This is a genomic window from Thermostichus sp. OS-CIW-31, from assembly GCF_054060305.1.
In genome coordinates, this window is sequence record NZ_JBSSDA010000020.1 from 42,451 (window position 1) to 56,433 (window position 13,983).

At 58.1% G+C, this 13,983-nt stretch carries 11 protein-coding genes, 1 tRNA gene and 1 other RNA gene; 6 read left to right on the forward strand and 7 right to left on the reverse strand.

Annotated features, from left to right (window positions below):
- Positions 1-31: 31 nt before the first annotated feature.
- Positions 32-433, reverse strand: a transfer-messenger RNA (tmRNA) gene (ssrA, locus tag ACVWY9_RS11520).
- A gap of 100 nt (positions 434-533) precedes the next feature.
- Here ssrA and ACVWY9_RS11525 point away from each other — a divergent pair.
- Positions 534-605: transfer RNA gene (locus tag ACVWY9_RS11525), tRNA-Lys, on the forward strand.
- A gap of 2 nt (positions 606-607) precedes the next feature.
- Here ACVWY9_RS11525 and gatC read toward each other — a convergent pair.
- The 3 genes from gatC to ACVWY9_RS11540 form a co-directional block, all read right to left on the reverse strand.
- On the reverse strand, positions 608-901 hold the full coding sequence (gatC, locus tag ACVWY9_RS11530) for an Asp-tRNA(Asn)/Glu-tRNA(Gln) amidotransferase subunit GatC (protein ID WP_457388450.1): 294 nt from the start codon (positions 899-901) through the stop codon (positions 608-610).
- Between the two features lie 97 nt (positions 902-998).
- On the reverse strand, positions 999-1,520 hold the full coding sequence (locus ACVWY9_RS11535; RefSeq protein WP_414388507.1) for a photosystem I assembly protein Ycf3: 522 nt from the start codon (positions 1,518-1,520) through the stop codon (positions 999-1,001).
- Positions 1,521-1,692: 172 nt separating this feature from the next.
- On the reverse strand, positions 1,693-1,977 hold the full coding sequence (locus ACVWY9_RS11540) for a chlororespiratory reduction protein 7 (protein ID WP_011433795.1): 285 nt from the start codon (positions 1,975-1,977) through the stop codon (positions 1,693-1,695).
- A 123-nt stretch (positions 1,978-2,100) separates the two neighbouring features.
- Between ACVWY9_RS11540 and trpS the strand changes: the two genes are divergently transcribed.
- On the forward strand, positions 2,101-3,096 hold the full coding sequence (gene trpS, locus ACVWY9_RS11545; protein ID WP_457388453.1) for a tryptophan--tRNA ligase: 996 nt from the start codon (positions 2,101-2,103) through the stop codon (positions 3,094-3,096).
- 22 nt (positions 3,097-3,118) lie between these two features.
- On the opposite strand, the gene ACVWY9_RS11550 is transcribed toward trpS, so the two are convergent.
- Complete coding sequence (locus tag ACVWY9_RS11550) at positions 3,119-4,135, reverse strand: DMT family transporter (protein ID WP_414416942.1); 1,017 nt, start codon at positions 4,133-4,135, stop codon at positions 3,119-3,121.
- 77 nt (positions 4,136-4,212) lie between these two features.
- Here ACVWY9_RS11550 and truB point away from each other — a divergent pair, with 77 nt between their 5' ends.
- The gene (truB, locus tag ACVWY9_RS11555; RefSeq protein WP_457388455.1) at positions 4,213-5,130 is read left to right on the forward strand and encodes a tRNA pseudouridine(55) synthase TruB; all 918 of its coding nucleotides are present in this window, start codon (positions 4,213-4,215) and stop codon (positions 5,128-5,130) included.
- A gap of 239 nt (positions 5,131-5,369) precedes the next feature.
- On the forward strand, positions 5,370-5,873 hold the full coding sequence (gene apcB, locus ACVWY9_RS11560) for an allophycocyanin subunit beta (RefSeq protein WP_011433791.1): 504 nt from the start codon (positions 5,370-5,372) through the stop codon (positions 5,871-5,873).
- Positions 5,874-5,895: 22 nt separating this feature from the next.
- Here apcB and ACVWY9_RS11565 read toward each other — a convergent pair whose 3' ends face one another.
- Positions 5,896-6,660, reverse strand: coding sequence for a TIGR03943 family putative permease subunit (locus tag ACVWY9_RS11565; protein ID WP_457388457.1), 765 nt, complete (start codon positions 6,658-6,660; stop codon positions 5,896-5,898).
- A 477-nt stretch (positions 6,661-7,137) separates the two neighbouring features.
- Here ACVWY9_RS11565 and ACVWY9_RS11570 point away from each other — a divergent pair, with 477 nt between their 5' ends.
- Complete coding sequence (locus ACVWY9_RS11570; RefSeq protein ID WP_414355744.1) at positions 7,138-7,929, forward strand: ABC transporter permease; 792 nt, start codon at positions 7,138-7,140, stop codon at positions 7,927-7,929.
- 330 nt (positions 7,930-8,259) lie between these two features.
- Here the strand turns inward: ACVWY9_RS11570 and metH are convergent, their stop codons facing one another.
- Positions 8,260-11,934, reverse strand: a complete 3,675-nt coding sequence (gene metH / locus ACVWY9_RS11575) for a methionine synthase (protein ID WP_457388459.1) — start codon at positions 11,932-11,934, stop codon at positions 8,260-8,262.
- A gap of 637 nt (positions 11,935-12,571) precedes the next feature.
- Between metH and rpoD the strand changes: the two genes are divergently transcribed.
- Positions 12,572-13,783, forward strand: coding sequence for an RNA polymerase sigma factor RpoD (gene rpoD, locus ACVWY9_RS11580; protein WP_457388461.1), 1,212 nt, complete (start codon positions 12,572-12,574; stop codon positions 13,781-13,783).
- Positions 13,784-13,983 lie beyond the last annotated feature (200 nt).

Sequence of the window (13,983 nt, forward strand, 5' to 3'; positions counted from 1 at the left end):
GGCAGTTTTTGGCTCGTAGTTAACTGCTGGGAGATGGAGCTGACGGGAGTCGAACCCGTGTCCGAGATGGGTACTGAGGGATCACTCATTCACAGGTTTAGCCTCTTTGACCCTCGAGGCGGGAATCGCCGTTTGGATCCCGGCGATGGGAGTTCTCCGCCTGATCTTGGTCTCTCCCTCGACGGAGCCGGAGTAGAGAGCTGCACCCGTTGGGGTTGTGATCCGCCCACTTAACGGGGTCGTGAGCAGATCCTCGAGCTCAGAGTAAGTTTTCGGTTACTGAGCCTTAGGCAGCCAAAGCAGCTGCTTTACGAGCAAAGGGTACGACGTTGTTCGCACGTACTGTTTTGAGCCTGGTAGTAACGGGAGAAGCTCAATCCCGACCTGCATCATGAACCCATGTTCGCCACCCCGTCGAAACCGTTACAGCCCCAGGGTTGACTTGAGTCCAGCATAGCAAGATTTTTGGGGATACGGCCAGAACCTTTGCGAATGTGACAGAAGCTTTGCTAATATGACGAAGCTGCAAACTTGGGTCGGTAGCTCAGCGGTAGAGCACTCGGCTTTTAACCGATTGGCCCAGGGTTCGAATCCCTGCCGACCCATGTCAGTCTTCTTCTTCCAAAATGCGAGGCACCTTGAAGAACATGTCAGCTCGATCAGGGGCGTTGGCCAGGATCCCTTCGATATCCGGGTAGGGCTCAACTTCATCGGGGCGAGTGGGCAGTTCCATGTCCAGGACGTGAAAGGTGGGCTCTACCCCCTCCGTGTCCAGCTCCTTCAGTTGCTCCACATAGGCCAAGATGTCTGCTAGCTGCTCTGTGAACTGGATCTCTTCCTCCTCGGTCAGCTCCAGACGAGCCAAGTGAGCAACATGTTGGACTTCTTCCCGTTGCAGCATCCTCTCCTCCGGCTCGCAGGTTATCGACTTAACTTAGTCTAGGGTAGTTGAGCGCAACCGTTCGCGTTAGCGGGACGGAGTCCTTCTGCAGGAAGGCTCAGTACACTTCCAGGTTGGCGCGCCCGGTGGTTTTCAGCCAGTTTTGGGCCTCGATGTAGTTGTTGGGCGCAATGCGAATGGCCCGAATCCAGTACTGGGCAGCCTCGTCGAACAGGGACTCTGCTGTTTCCTCATCCCCGGCTTGCAGGCTCAGCTCGCCCTTGTGGTGCAGCAGCACGGCAATGTTGTTCAGAGCAGAGCAAAGTCTTGGGTTCAACTCCAGAGCTTGGTGATAGTACTCCAGAGCCTTGTCCAGTTCGCCGTTGCTCTGGTAGATCAGGCCCATGTTGTAGAGGATGTAGCTGCGGTCTTCTTCCCCTTGCTCCAGGGCAAGGGCTTCTCTGTAGTTTTCTAGGGCCTCGGCATATTCTCCTTCGCTCTGAGCGGCCATGCCATCCCGGTAGTAGGCAAAGGCTTTCTTTTGCTCAGAACTCACCCCTGGCAGCAGCTTCAGGATCAGATCGGCCATGACGGTGAAGGTTTTGTCGATGAAGTTGTCGTTCTTCATGCTGCGCGGCATGGCTGACCTCTTTTAGAACTTAGAACTCAGGATTTCTTTCTTGCGTTGTATCACGCCCAAGGCGGGATCCGAAACACAACTCCATGAGGGCTCTGTCTCAGGCTACGGCAGGGGAACTGCAACGCTGTCGCGACGAGGCCACAAACGGCCTTGTCAAGGAACTTCCGACCTGTCAAGACTGTGTCGAAGAGCGCTTGCTCAGGCGCACAGGATGCCACTGCACAGTTTCGCCGGGGGAAACTTCGATCTCACAGGCGGTGTCGATCAGCCGCTGTGCCTGCGCTTGAGGGGTGGGATAGCGGGCCAGATCTGCATCCACCAGGTGGGGATGTTCCTGCAACAGCCGCACGAGAAACTCCTGCAATTCCTCAGGGCTGAGAAATTGCTCCGGCAAGCCCGGGATCAGCAGCACATAGTGGTTGGCAGCACGTAACAGTTCGGGTTCTGAGTCTAACATGGTGTGGGGTTGGGCGTCTTTTTTCCATCATGAACCAACGGGTTGCGCCTCTCTTGATATCCTGAAAAAGACTTTCCTTGCTCTTGTCCTCCGTCTTGTTGGCGTTTGAGATTTGCTTTCCCTATGGCCAAGCCGCGCACCCTCTCTGGCATTCAGCCCTCTGGCGAACTGCATTTGGGCAACTACTTGGGGGCAATTAAAAACTGGGTGGCCGAGCAGGAGCACTACGAGAACTTTTTTTGCATCGTCGATCAACACGCCATCACCGTTCCTCAGGATCCTAAGCTGCTGAGGGAGCGAACCCGTTCGCTGTTTGCCCTTTATTTGGCCTGCGGTCTCAGCCTGGAGCATTGCGTGCTATTCGTCCAGTCCCACGTGCCTGCCCATACGGAGCTGGCCTGGCTGTTCAACACCATCACCCCCATGAACTGGGCGGAGCGCATGATCCAATACAAGGAGAAGAAAGAAAAACAGGGAGAGGAGACCAGCGTTGGCTTGTTCAGCTACCCGATTTTGCAGGCGGCGGATATTTTGCTCTACCAACCCAAGTATGTGCCAGTGGGGGAGGATCAGCGGCAGCATATTGAGCTGTGTCGGGATATTGCCCGCCGCTTCAATGACCGTTTTGGAGAGGTGTTTCCGATCCCAGAGGCCCTGATTCGTCCGGAGGGGGCGCGGGTGATGAGCTTAACCGACGGTACGCGGAAGATGTCCAAGTCGGATCCCTCGGATTTCAGCCGTATTCATCTGCTGGATGACCCGGATACCATCCGCAAGAAGATCCAAAAATGCAAGACCGACCCCATTCGGGGCATTACTTTTGACGATCCGGCTCGTCCCGAAGCCCACAATTTGTTGACGATTTACATGCTCACCTCCGGCAAAAGCAAGGAGGTGGTGGCGGCTGAGTGTGCCGAGATGGGGTGGGGGCAGTTCAAGCCCCTCCTTGCCGACAGCATCATCGCTGCCCTGGAGCCCATTCAGCAGCGCTACCGGGAACTGTGGAGCAACCCCGACCACCTGCTCGTTCTGATACGGGAGAATGCCGCTAAGGCCCGGGCCATCGCCGAGCAAACGCTACAAAGGGTGAGAGAGGCCATGGGGTTCTTGCCCCCCTAAGGGAGCCCTGCCCAAGCTTTGATCAGTCGGGGTTGCCATCGCGGATCTCGACGGTGCTCAAGGCGCTCACCAGCCAGTCTAAACCCAGCTCTGAGAGGATCCCTTTCCAGCCCAGGTGGAGGCGCTCCTGCCATTCTTGCCGGTGGTTAATCAAATACACGCAGACCAGAGTGATGCCCACTCCCAGCCATTGCAGCCGCGTCAGCGATTCCCCCAGAAAGGTGCTGCCAAACAGCAGGGCAAAGATGGGGGTGAGGAAGGTCAGGGAGCTGAACTCGGTGAGGTTTTCCTGAGAGGCGAAATAGAAGAAGAGGGCATAGGCCAAGGCGCTCCCCATCACCGAAGCGTAGAGAAGGCCCAGCCAGTGGGTTCCGCTCAGGTGTTGCCATTGCTGAGTCTCCGTCAGTCCCGACAGCAGGATCAAGGGCAGGCTGCCCAACACCATGTGCCAGCCCGTCGCCAGCACCGGATCCGCCACCTCCGCCACCTTGGGCATCATCACGGTGCCGATGGCCATCGACAGGGAGGCCATCAACATCCAAACGACGCCGGCCCCCAACTGCAGGGATCCCTCGCCGGATAGGCCGATGAGGCCAATGCCGAAAACTCCCAGCCCCAAGCTCAGCCAGCCTAGGGATCCCATCCGCTCGCGGTAAAACCAGGTGGCCATCAGAGCCACCGCCAGCGGCTGCGAGTCGATTAGCACGGATCCCAGGCCTGCCCCTGTCTCTTTCAGCCCTTGGGCCAAAAATCCCTGAAAACAAGTGCCGTCCACTAGCGCAAACGCCAACACCCATAGCCAGCCGCGCAGCCCTCTGGGATGCCAGGCGTGAGAGGCCGCAGAGCCCCGCCCCTGCCAGAGCCGAAAGGCCAGAACCAGGATCCCTGCCGGCAACAACCGCAGAATGGCAATAAAGAGGGGGGTGGTCTCGGAGAGGGCGTCTCGCATCACCACCATTGCTGAGCCCCACAGGAAAAAGGGGGCAATCATCAGGAGGCGTTGCCAGATAGGCTGAAAGAACAGGTCAGACTGAGCCATGGGTGCTTCAAACTCAGAGACGGAAGTTAACCCCATGTTAAGCGCTAGGGCAGCTCAGTTACAAATCTTAACTGTTGATGCATATTATGCCTGGCATGGGATCCCTGGAGGGCTTTCTCAACCTGGACAAGCCGGCGGGGCTCACCTCCCACGACTGTGTGGCAGTGGTGCGGCGGGTCTTGCGCACCCGCAAGGTGGGGCATGGGGGCACCTTGGATCCGGCGGCAACGGGGGTTTTGCCGATTGCGGTGGGACGGGCAACACGCTTTTTGTCGTTTTTGTCGGGGGATAAGGTGTATCAAGCAACCTTCCGATTGGGACAGCGCAGCGACACCGACGATGCCGAAGGGCAGATCCGGGTGGGATCCCCTTGTCCTGGGTTGAGTCGCGAGCAGGTAGAGCAGTGCTTGCGGGAGTTTACCGGCGAGATCTGGCAGGTGCCGCCCCTCTACAGCGCCCTTAAGCGCCAGGGGAAAAAGCTCTACCAGTTGGCCCGTGCCGGCGTGGAGGCTGCGGAACTCCAGTTGGAACCCCGACGGGTGGTCATTCGGCAACTGCGCATCCTGGGCTGGCGAGCCGGAGACTTTCCGGAAGTGGATCTGGAAGTTGCCTGTGGCCCCGGCACCTACATTCGTGCCCTTGCCCGCGATGTGGGGGAAAAATTGGGCTGTGGAGGGCTGATGAGCCGGCTGCGACGGCTGCAAAGTGGCCCCTTTCGCATCGCAGAAAGCCTGCCCCTGGAGAAATGGCGGGGATCCGCGGATCCCGCTGCTGCCCTGCTGCCCATCGAGTGGGGATTTGCCGATTGGGGTGCGGTACAGCTCTCTTCCGCCGAAGCGAAGCAGTGGCTGCAGGGTCGGGCCATTCTCCTCGACCGGCCTGTTGTCGATGCCCCTACTTTGCGGGTGCTGGACGAGGCGGGCAAGTTTTTGGGCTTGGGGTACGGTCAGGCAGGTCAGCTCAAGCCGCTGCGGGTGTTGTCGCCGGATCCCTAGAGTGTTGCAGAAAGGTTACATTTTCGTAACAACATTGGCCATTGTCTCAGAGGGAAGTGGGAAAGAAACCCCTGCATGCTAAACTTCTGAGGGCGAAGGGGAGCCTGAAGCGTCGCCGTTGCCGGGCTCTGGCTCGATTTTCCAAGGTTGACCTTTGGATGTTGTCCGGCAAAATCTCTTCTCATTTTTTCATCTCAAGCTACTTTACAAAATAAAGTCACAAGAATGGAGCTGGGGATATGCGGGATGCCGTAACCACACTGATCAAAACCTACGACCTGACGGGCCGCTACTTGGATCGGGAGGCAATGGATGCGCTCAAGGCTTTTTATGACTCGGGGCTGCGGCGCATCAAGGCCGTGAACGTGATCAATCTCAACTCAGTGGATATCGTCAAAACGGCTGCTGCGGCCATGTTCGCCCAGGTGCCAGATCTCATTCGTCCGGGAGGCAACGCCTACACCACCCGCCGCTATGCCACCTGTTTGCGGGATATGGACTACTTCTTGCGCTACGCTTCCTACGCGCTGGTGGCTGCCGATAACAGTATTCTGGATGAGCGGGTGTTGGCGGGCTTGCGGGAGACCTACAACTCCCTCGGCGTGCCCATCGCCCCGACGGTGATTGGCATTCAAAACATGAAAACCCGCACCCTGGAGCTGCTTGGCTCTGGCGAAGACTATAGCTTTGTGGCCGAGCCCTTCGATTACCTGAGCGCCAAGCTGAGCGAAACCGATATCTAAACCGATATCTAAGCGCCTGCTCTTATTCGTCGGCATAGGGGTTTGGCGGCACCGGTATCGGCTCCAGCCGCTCGGCAACGATCACCAACTGAGATAATCCATCCCGCTGCTCCACAGCCATGCGCCCCTCCAGACGCAGCCAACTGTCGGCAGTTAACTGCTCTGCCTCTGGCCAGCGCACCGGCAAGCCCACAGGGTAAGCATCGGCAGCACAGCAGCTAACCAAAAACCGAGCAATAACAAAGTGGTCGGGTCGCTCGTCAGGAATGACGAACCCCTGCACCCGCACCGGCTGGTCTTCATAGGTGTAGGGATCCGGGTAGACATCCAAGGTGCGCACCCAGTCCAGCAGAGTTCGCTGACGGGGGTCGAGCTTGGGGCGAAAAGCCTGCGGCTGGCTACGAGATGCTCCCAGATAGGGAGATACCCCTCGGTTGAGGGCAGTTTGGCTGGAGAGTGGTCGTGGCTCGACCCAAAACCCCAGCAGTGCTGTCAGGATCAACAGTCCTGCGCCCAGCCGCGGCCCCAGTAGCGAGGAATGGACTTCAGAAGAAGGGACTTTGGCTCCTCGCCAACGGCCAATCCCCAAGCCCAACAGACATAGCCCAGCCAACAGCGCCACATTCACGTAGCCGGGATTGATCAACATCAGCAGGGTGCCCCGCCAGCGATAAACGATCAGCAGGATCCCTAGCAACATCAACCCAACCGCCTCCCAGTAGGCTGTATTGCCCCACCGCAACGGTTTGGACTCCGTCCCGCTGACGCGACCGACAGGCCGAGACATACCCTTGGTTTTCGCGTGCGGTTCCTCTGGATTTTGTTTTTCTCGAAGACGACCAGAACTGCTTTTGGGCATGGGTTGCAGCTTTTTCACACCACTCCGAGCCTAAGTTTAGCAATCCTCGCGGAAGTGCCCACTGCCGGCGTTGGGGAATGCCTGTGCTGCCAATTTCCCAGTCACAGGTATCGGGTTGCCCGAATAAGGCAAGGACTCCGTCCCCCTAACGCGAACAGCAAAACATTTCGTTTGGCTCACGTTCTTTGATTGCCGTCTTTACAGCTTCAGGGATCCCATCATCAATTCAACAAATCCAGCCACAGATAACCTCACATTGATATCCCATTGATAACGTATCCCATTGATAACGGACTTTAGCGTGATGGACAGGGTTGTAGGCGGGTGTATAAAGCCTAGGGAGTTGCTGCAATTTTGGCAGCCTGCTCTACAGTGGGATAGACGCAACTGAGATAGCACACGCGAATGTTGGCAAGGATACCTAGCTGGCTGCGGGGCGTGAGCTACGCCATCTATGGTTTTCTCTACCTGCCAATTCTGCTGATCGCCGTCTACTCCTTTAACCGAGCCCGCTTTGGCCTGGCGTGGACAGGTTTTACCTTCGATTGGTACCTTTCCCTGTTTCAGAATGCCCTGGTCTGGCAGGCCACGCAAAATACCCTCGTCCTGGCGTTGGTCAGCACCCTGGTCAGCACGCTGCTGGGATCCCTGCTGGGCTATGGGCTATATCGCTATCGCTTCCCCGGTAAAAAGATCCTGCAGGGGCTGATGCTGTTGCCGGTGATCGTCCCCGATATTGTGATGGCCATCGCGCTGCTGCTGTTCTACCAGTTTGTGCGCTTTTACACGGGCCTCTTTGAGCTGGGCTTGGGGACGATGATCTTGGCCCACATTACGTTTCAGATTGCTTTTGTGGCTATTGTGGTGCGCAGCCGTCTCCAACTTTTGGATCCTGCGTTGGAGGAAGCCGCCTATGACCTCTATGCAAACACCTGGCAAAAGCTACGCTATGTCACCTTGCCCTTGGCCATGCCAGGGATCCAGGCTGCCGCTTTGCTAGCTTTTACGCTTTCGATAGATGATTTCGTCATCTCCTTTTTCACCAGTGGGCCGGAGAGCCTGACCTTGCCAATTTTGATCTACAGCACGGCGCGACGAGGAGTTACCCCGGAAATCAATGCCCTCTCCACCTTGATCATTCTGGTTACCTTGATCTTGGTCGTGGGCTTCCCCCTGCGGAGTGCTCCGCACCGCTGACGCGAACAGCCGCTCCCGCCTGGGATCCCGCTAGCCGTTCTCGACAGTTCCCCCTCTTCCCCTGAGAGAGGTTGGAGATGAGGGCGTGACATACTCCCATCGCTGACCCTACGGGTACAGCGTGGGCTTCTCGCTTCATCGGGGAGCCTACGCAAGAACCCTCCACGAGCAGACACGGAATGCCCTACCGCGTAGTTGCACCAGATTCCGGCAAAAGCCGTTTTGTGCAAGTACTCCCATCATACACCATGTGGGGGTATCTGTATCCCGACACTGACTCTACGAGTACAGTGCGGGGCTTAGCTACCCCCACACCCCGACAAGCTAAGCCTAAGTGTTGAAGTAGCGGGCTGCCGGATGGTAAGCAACGATGGCGGTGGTGGACTGTTCCGGATCCAATTGATCGCTTTCGTCCATGGTGAGGCCAATGCGCTCGGCCTGGAGCACCTGCAGCAGAACCCGTTGGTCGGCGATGTTGGGGCAGGCGGGATAGCCGAAGCTGTAGCGGGATCCCCGATAGCCCTGGTGCAGGATCTTGCGGATGTCGGGGCTATCTTCGTGGCCGAACCCCAGCTCCCGCCGGATGCGGGCATGGCACCATTCCGCCAGGGCTTCCGCCAGGGTCACAGCCAGGCCGTGGAAATACAGGTAGTCGGTGTACTGGCCTTCGGCAAACAGGCGCTGGGCATAGGCGGTGGCCTCTGGGCCCACCGTAACCGCCTGCATGGGGAAGACATCTACTAGGCCAGTGGAGCGATCGGCAAAGAAGTCGGCGATACAGTAGCGGTGGCCGCTCTTTTGGCGGGGGAAGGTGAAGCGGGCCAATTCCCGCACCCCTGGAGAGAGTTGCGGGCGCTCCACCGTGGGCAGTTGGAAATAGGTGGTGGAGCCTGGCTCCAGGGCAAACAGCTCCGGGAAGCTGGCCGGGTCGAACAGGATTAGAGTATTTCCTTCCGCCTGCGCCGGGAAATAGCCGTAGACAATCTGGGGGTGCAGCAGATCTTCTGCCAGGATCCGCTCTTTCCAGCGCTCGATCACCGGCTCCACCTGGGTGGCGATAAACTCGGCAAACTCCTCCGCCGACTGGTCGCGGGGCTTGCGAATCTGCCACTGGCCGGCTACCAGGGCCTGCTTGTCGATGTAGAAGAAGACTTCCGGCCAGGGGATCTGATCCGAGGCGAGAAGTTTGGATCCCCAGAAAGGCGGGATGGGTCGCTCGGTCTCCAGGGCAACGGCTTCAGAGCGGCGGGTGTCTTGGGACTCGGAGAGGGTGAGGGCGGGAGCAGCTCCCACGGTGGTCTCCGCAGGGGGCAGGCTGGGATCCGTTTCCTCTGGAACCCAAGAAGCCTCTTTCTGGCCATTGGCAGAGGGGGATCCCAGCTCTAGGTCGTCCAGAAAACCCAGCCGGTCATCCCAGCGGCCAGCAGCCTTGGCCTGCATTAGCCGATCCATAAAGTTCAGATCAGTAAAGGCATCGCGGCCATAGATCACCTGGCCTTTGTAGGTCTGGCGGCAGTCTTCTTCCACAAAGCGGCGGGTGAGGGCAGCCCCTCCCAAAATGACGGGAACCGTGATGCCCCGCTCGTTAAACACCTCCAAGTTCTCCTTCATAAAGGCGGTGGATTTTACCAACAGGCCGCTCATGGCAATGCAGTCGGCCTTGCTCTTTTCATAGGCTTCGATGATGTTCTCCACCGGCTGCTTGATGCCCAAGTTAATTACCCTGTAGCCGTTGTTGGTGAGGATGATGTCCACCAAGTTTTTGCCGATGTCGTGGACATCCCCCTTGACGGTGGCAATCAAAAGAGTGCCTTTGCACACTTCCCCTCCCACCTTTTCCATGAAGGGCTCCAGGTATTTCACCGCCGCTTTCATGGTTTCTGCCGATTGCAGCACAAAGGGCAGTTGCATTTTGCCAGCGCCGAAGAGCTCCCCCACCTCCTTCATGCCGTCCAGCAAAAAGGTGTTGATGATCTCCAGGGGGGGATAGTTCTGCAGCGCCTCTGCCAAGGTTTCTTCCAGGCCAATCCGCTCGCCGTCGATGATGTGCCGCCGCAGCCGCTCCTCCAGGGGTAAATCTGCAAAAGATCCGCCAGAGCGCAGTTCCTTCCCGGAAACTCCCGCAAACAGCTCCGTCAGCCGCGCCAGAGGATCGTAGGTGCAAATGCCCGAGGACTCCGTCCCGCTAACGCGAACGGCGTTAAACTGCCGCCGATCCCAGATCAGATCCCGACACACCTGCTGCTGCTCTTCGGGGATCTTGTTCAGGGGCAGGATCTTGGCGGCACTGACGATGGCGGCATCCAGCCCAGCTTCACGGCACTCGTGCAAAAACACCGAGTTCAACACCACGCGGGCTGCCGGCGAGAGCCCAAAGGAGATGTTGGAAATGCCCAAGAGAATGTGGGTCTCCGGGAAAGCCTGGCGGATGCGGCGGATGGCCTCCAGGGTGGCTGCCCCGTTGGCCCGGTCTTCCTCGATGCCGGTGGAAATGGGCAAGGCCAAAGGGTCAAAGAAAATCTCGTAGGGCGGGATCCCGTACTCAACCGCCTGGCGATAGGCCCGCTCGGCAATCTGGAACTTCTTGTCGGCGGTGCGGGCCATGCCCTCTTCGTCGATGGTGCCGATGACCACCCCGGCGCCGTAGGTTTTAGCTAGCTCCAGCACCTTGAAGAAGCGCTCTTCCCCGTCTTCGTAGTTGGTGGAGTTGAGCAGGCACTTGCCCCCCGCCACCTTGAGGCCCGCTTCCATCTTTTGCCAATCGGTGGAGTCCAGCATCAGGGGAATTGGGATTTGGGTAACCAGCCGCGAGACCAGCTCCCGCATATCCCGCACGCCATCCCGGCCCACGTAGTCCACATTCACGTCCAGGATGTGGGCTCCCTCCCGCACCTGCTCCCGCGCTAGGGCCACCAGGCCGTCCCAGTCTTCGGCGTTGAGCAGCTCCCGCATCTTTTTGGAGCCGCTGGCATTCAGCCGCTCGCCGATGATCAAAAAAGAGTTCTCCTGCAGGTAGGGCTGAGGGGCATAAATCGAGGCAGCAGCCTGGATCCGTTCGATGCTACGACGTTTGGGCCGCAACCCCTGCACGGCTTCCACCAAGGCGGCGATGTGCTCCGGACGGGTGCCACAGCAGCCTCCCACCACTGCCACCCCCAGATCCCGCACAAAGTGCTCCAGGTGGAAGCGCAACTGCTCCGGGGTGAGCTTGTAGTGGGCTTTGCCGCCGATGTTTTCCGGCAGGCCAGCGTTGGGGATGCAGGAGATGGGGAAAGGAGAATGGCGGGACAGATAGCGGATGTGTTCGACCATCTTGTCTGGGCCAGTGGCACAGTTGAGGCCCAGCACATCGATGGGATAGGGCTCCAGGATGGCCAGGGCCGCCCCGATCTCCGTGCCCACCAGCATTGTCCCCTGCACCTCAAAGGTCAGGGACACCACCACCGGCAGGCGGATCCCGCGTCGGGCAAACTCCTGCTGCACGGCCACCAGGGCCGCCTTGGTCTGCAAAATGTCCTGGCAGGTCTCGATGATCAGCAGATCCGCCCCACCGTCAACTAGCCCCTGCACCTGCTCCTCGTAGGCAGCCCGCATCTCATCAAAGCTGATGTGCCCCAGGGTGGGCAGCTTGGTGGTGGGGCCAATGGAGCCGGCCACAAAACGGGGCTTTTCCGGCGTCGCAAACTCGGCTGCTACCCGCTTGGCCAGTCGCGCCGCCGCCACGTTCAGCTCGTAGGCTTTTTCCGGGATCCCATATTCGGCCAAAACAATGGAGGTAGCCCCAAAGGTATTGGTCTCGATGACGTCTGCCCCCACCTCCAGAAAGCCCCGGTGCACCTGTTCCACCGCCTCCGGCTTGGTCAGCACCAGCATCTCATTGCAGCCCTCCAGTTCCGGCCCACCAAAATCCGCTGCCGTCAGGTTCTGGGCCTGGAGGGAGGATCCCATCGCCCCATCGAAGACAATTACACGTTCCTGGAGACAGTGCAGGAAGGGATGGGTCATAGAAGTCAAAGACAGGCAGGGTGTCATCGACCTAGAGTCTGATTTAAGTTAGCATCGAGCCATTTGCCCGGACTAGACCGAGGGGCCAGGGATCCCATCTTGGCCATTGTTGAGGTGAATTTAACATTTTCTTTGCCTGCCCCGTTGCTGTTTCCCCCAGGTCGGGCTAATTTAGGGAAGACGTTTTGGTGTGAACGGCTACAGTTGCTCGCAAGTGTTCCTCCCAGGGTCACTTGCCGCCTGCTGTAGAGCGATCTTCTCCTCGCGGGTTGGAGTGGTTAAGGTGCTGAATGTTCCGCCCCCCCAGTGAAGTGCCTCGCACCCCGTCGCAGGATTGGCGAAGAGAAAGATCCACCTCTCGCCATCTTGAGAGGTTCCGCCCACCAAGATGACGGGTCTTGCGCCAGTTCAGTTGAGCCCCATGAGCGATATCTGCTTCCAGATTGACCCGAGCAATCGGTTATCCAGAAGCGGGCAGGCTTGCCTAGGGCAACTCAGGCTTTGGCTTGCGGATATCGGCTCCCTCACTCTGGCGTTGTGGGATGCAGCAGGGCTGCAACTTGCTCCTCTCCCTTTGGCGTCTAAGCTCCCTTAGTCACCTTTAGTTGTCTGTGATTAGGATCACGAGGAACTCAGCATGGCTCAAGCAAAGGAATTGGTGAAATCTGGTCAAACAGCTCTTCTCGAATCGGATCTGGAAAATCCACCTTCTGGCACCCTGGAGTTGGACACCGAGACAGATACCCTCGAGAGCGAACTGGATACCGGTGACACTGATGCTTTTGATGAGGATGACGACGACGAAGAGGCAGCAGAGGAGGATGGAGAGGCTGCCGCCGCCGGTGCCAAAGGTCGCTCAAAGCGCAAAGCTGCCAGTAAGAAAAAGCCCTACACCGATGACTCTATCCGGGTCTACTTACAGGAAATTGGGCGTATTCGGCTGCTGCGGGCCGATGAAGAAATCGAGTTGGCCCGAAAAATTGCCGATCTGCTGGAGCTAGAGCGCGCTCGCGAGGCCGTTTTTCAGCGTATGGGCCTCTGGTCAGACCCAGAAGAGGTGCCGGACACCCTCTGGGCAGAAGAGGTCAAGATGTCCTTGCCGGAATTTCGGCGGCGGTTGCATCGGGGGCGGCGGGCCAAAGAAAAGATGGTGCAGTCTAATCTGCGTTTGGTGGTGTCCATCGCCAAAAAGTACATGAACCGGGGCCTGTCTTTTCAGGATTTGATTCAGGAGGGATCCCTGGGCCTGATTCGGGCAGCCGAGAAATTCGACCACGAGAAGGGCTACAAGTTCTCCACCTATGCGACGTGGTGGATTCGACAGGCCATCACCCGCGCCATTGCCGACCAATCCCGCACCATTCGCCTGCCTGTCCACCTCTACGAGACGATCTCCCGCATCAAAAAGGTAACCAAGTTGCTTTCCCAGGAATTGGGCCGCAAGCCCACCGAAGAGGAGATCGCCACCCGCATGGAGATCACCATCGAGAAGTTGCGCTTTATCGCCAAGTCGGCCCAGCTTCCCATCTCTTTGGAAACCCCCATCGGCAAGGAAGAGGATTCTCGGCTGGGAGACTTTATCGAGTCGGATGGGGAGACGCCGGAGGATCGGGTGGCCAAAGTCTTGCTCAGAGAAGATCTGGAAAGCGTTTTGGAAACCCTCACCGCCCGCGAACGGGATGTGTTGAAGTTGCGCTACGGCTTGGATGATGGCCGCATGAAAACTCTGGAGGAAATCGGCCAGATCTTTAATGTCACCCGTGAGCGAATCCGGCAGATCGAGGCTAAGGCTCTGCGCAAGTTGCGCCACCCCAACCGCAACAGCGTGTTGAAGGAATACATCCGGTGACTCTGGGGCCCATTCCTTCTAGCTCTCAGGGAGAGCCGGGGCAAGGGATCCAAGAGAGTTCCCGGCCCCCTAAGGCAGACTGAGTTGGAACTGCCAACCCGCGCGATGGAGCATGACTCTAGTCAATAATAAGCTCAACTATACTGAAAATAATGTATAATATGTTCAGTACGGATTACTACCAGTTGATCTTTCTGTTT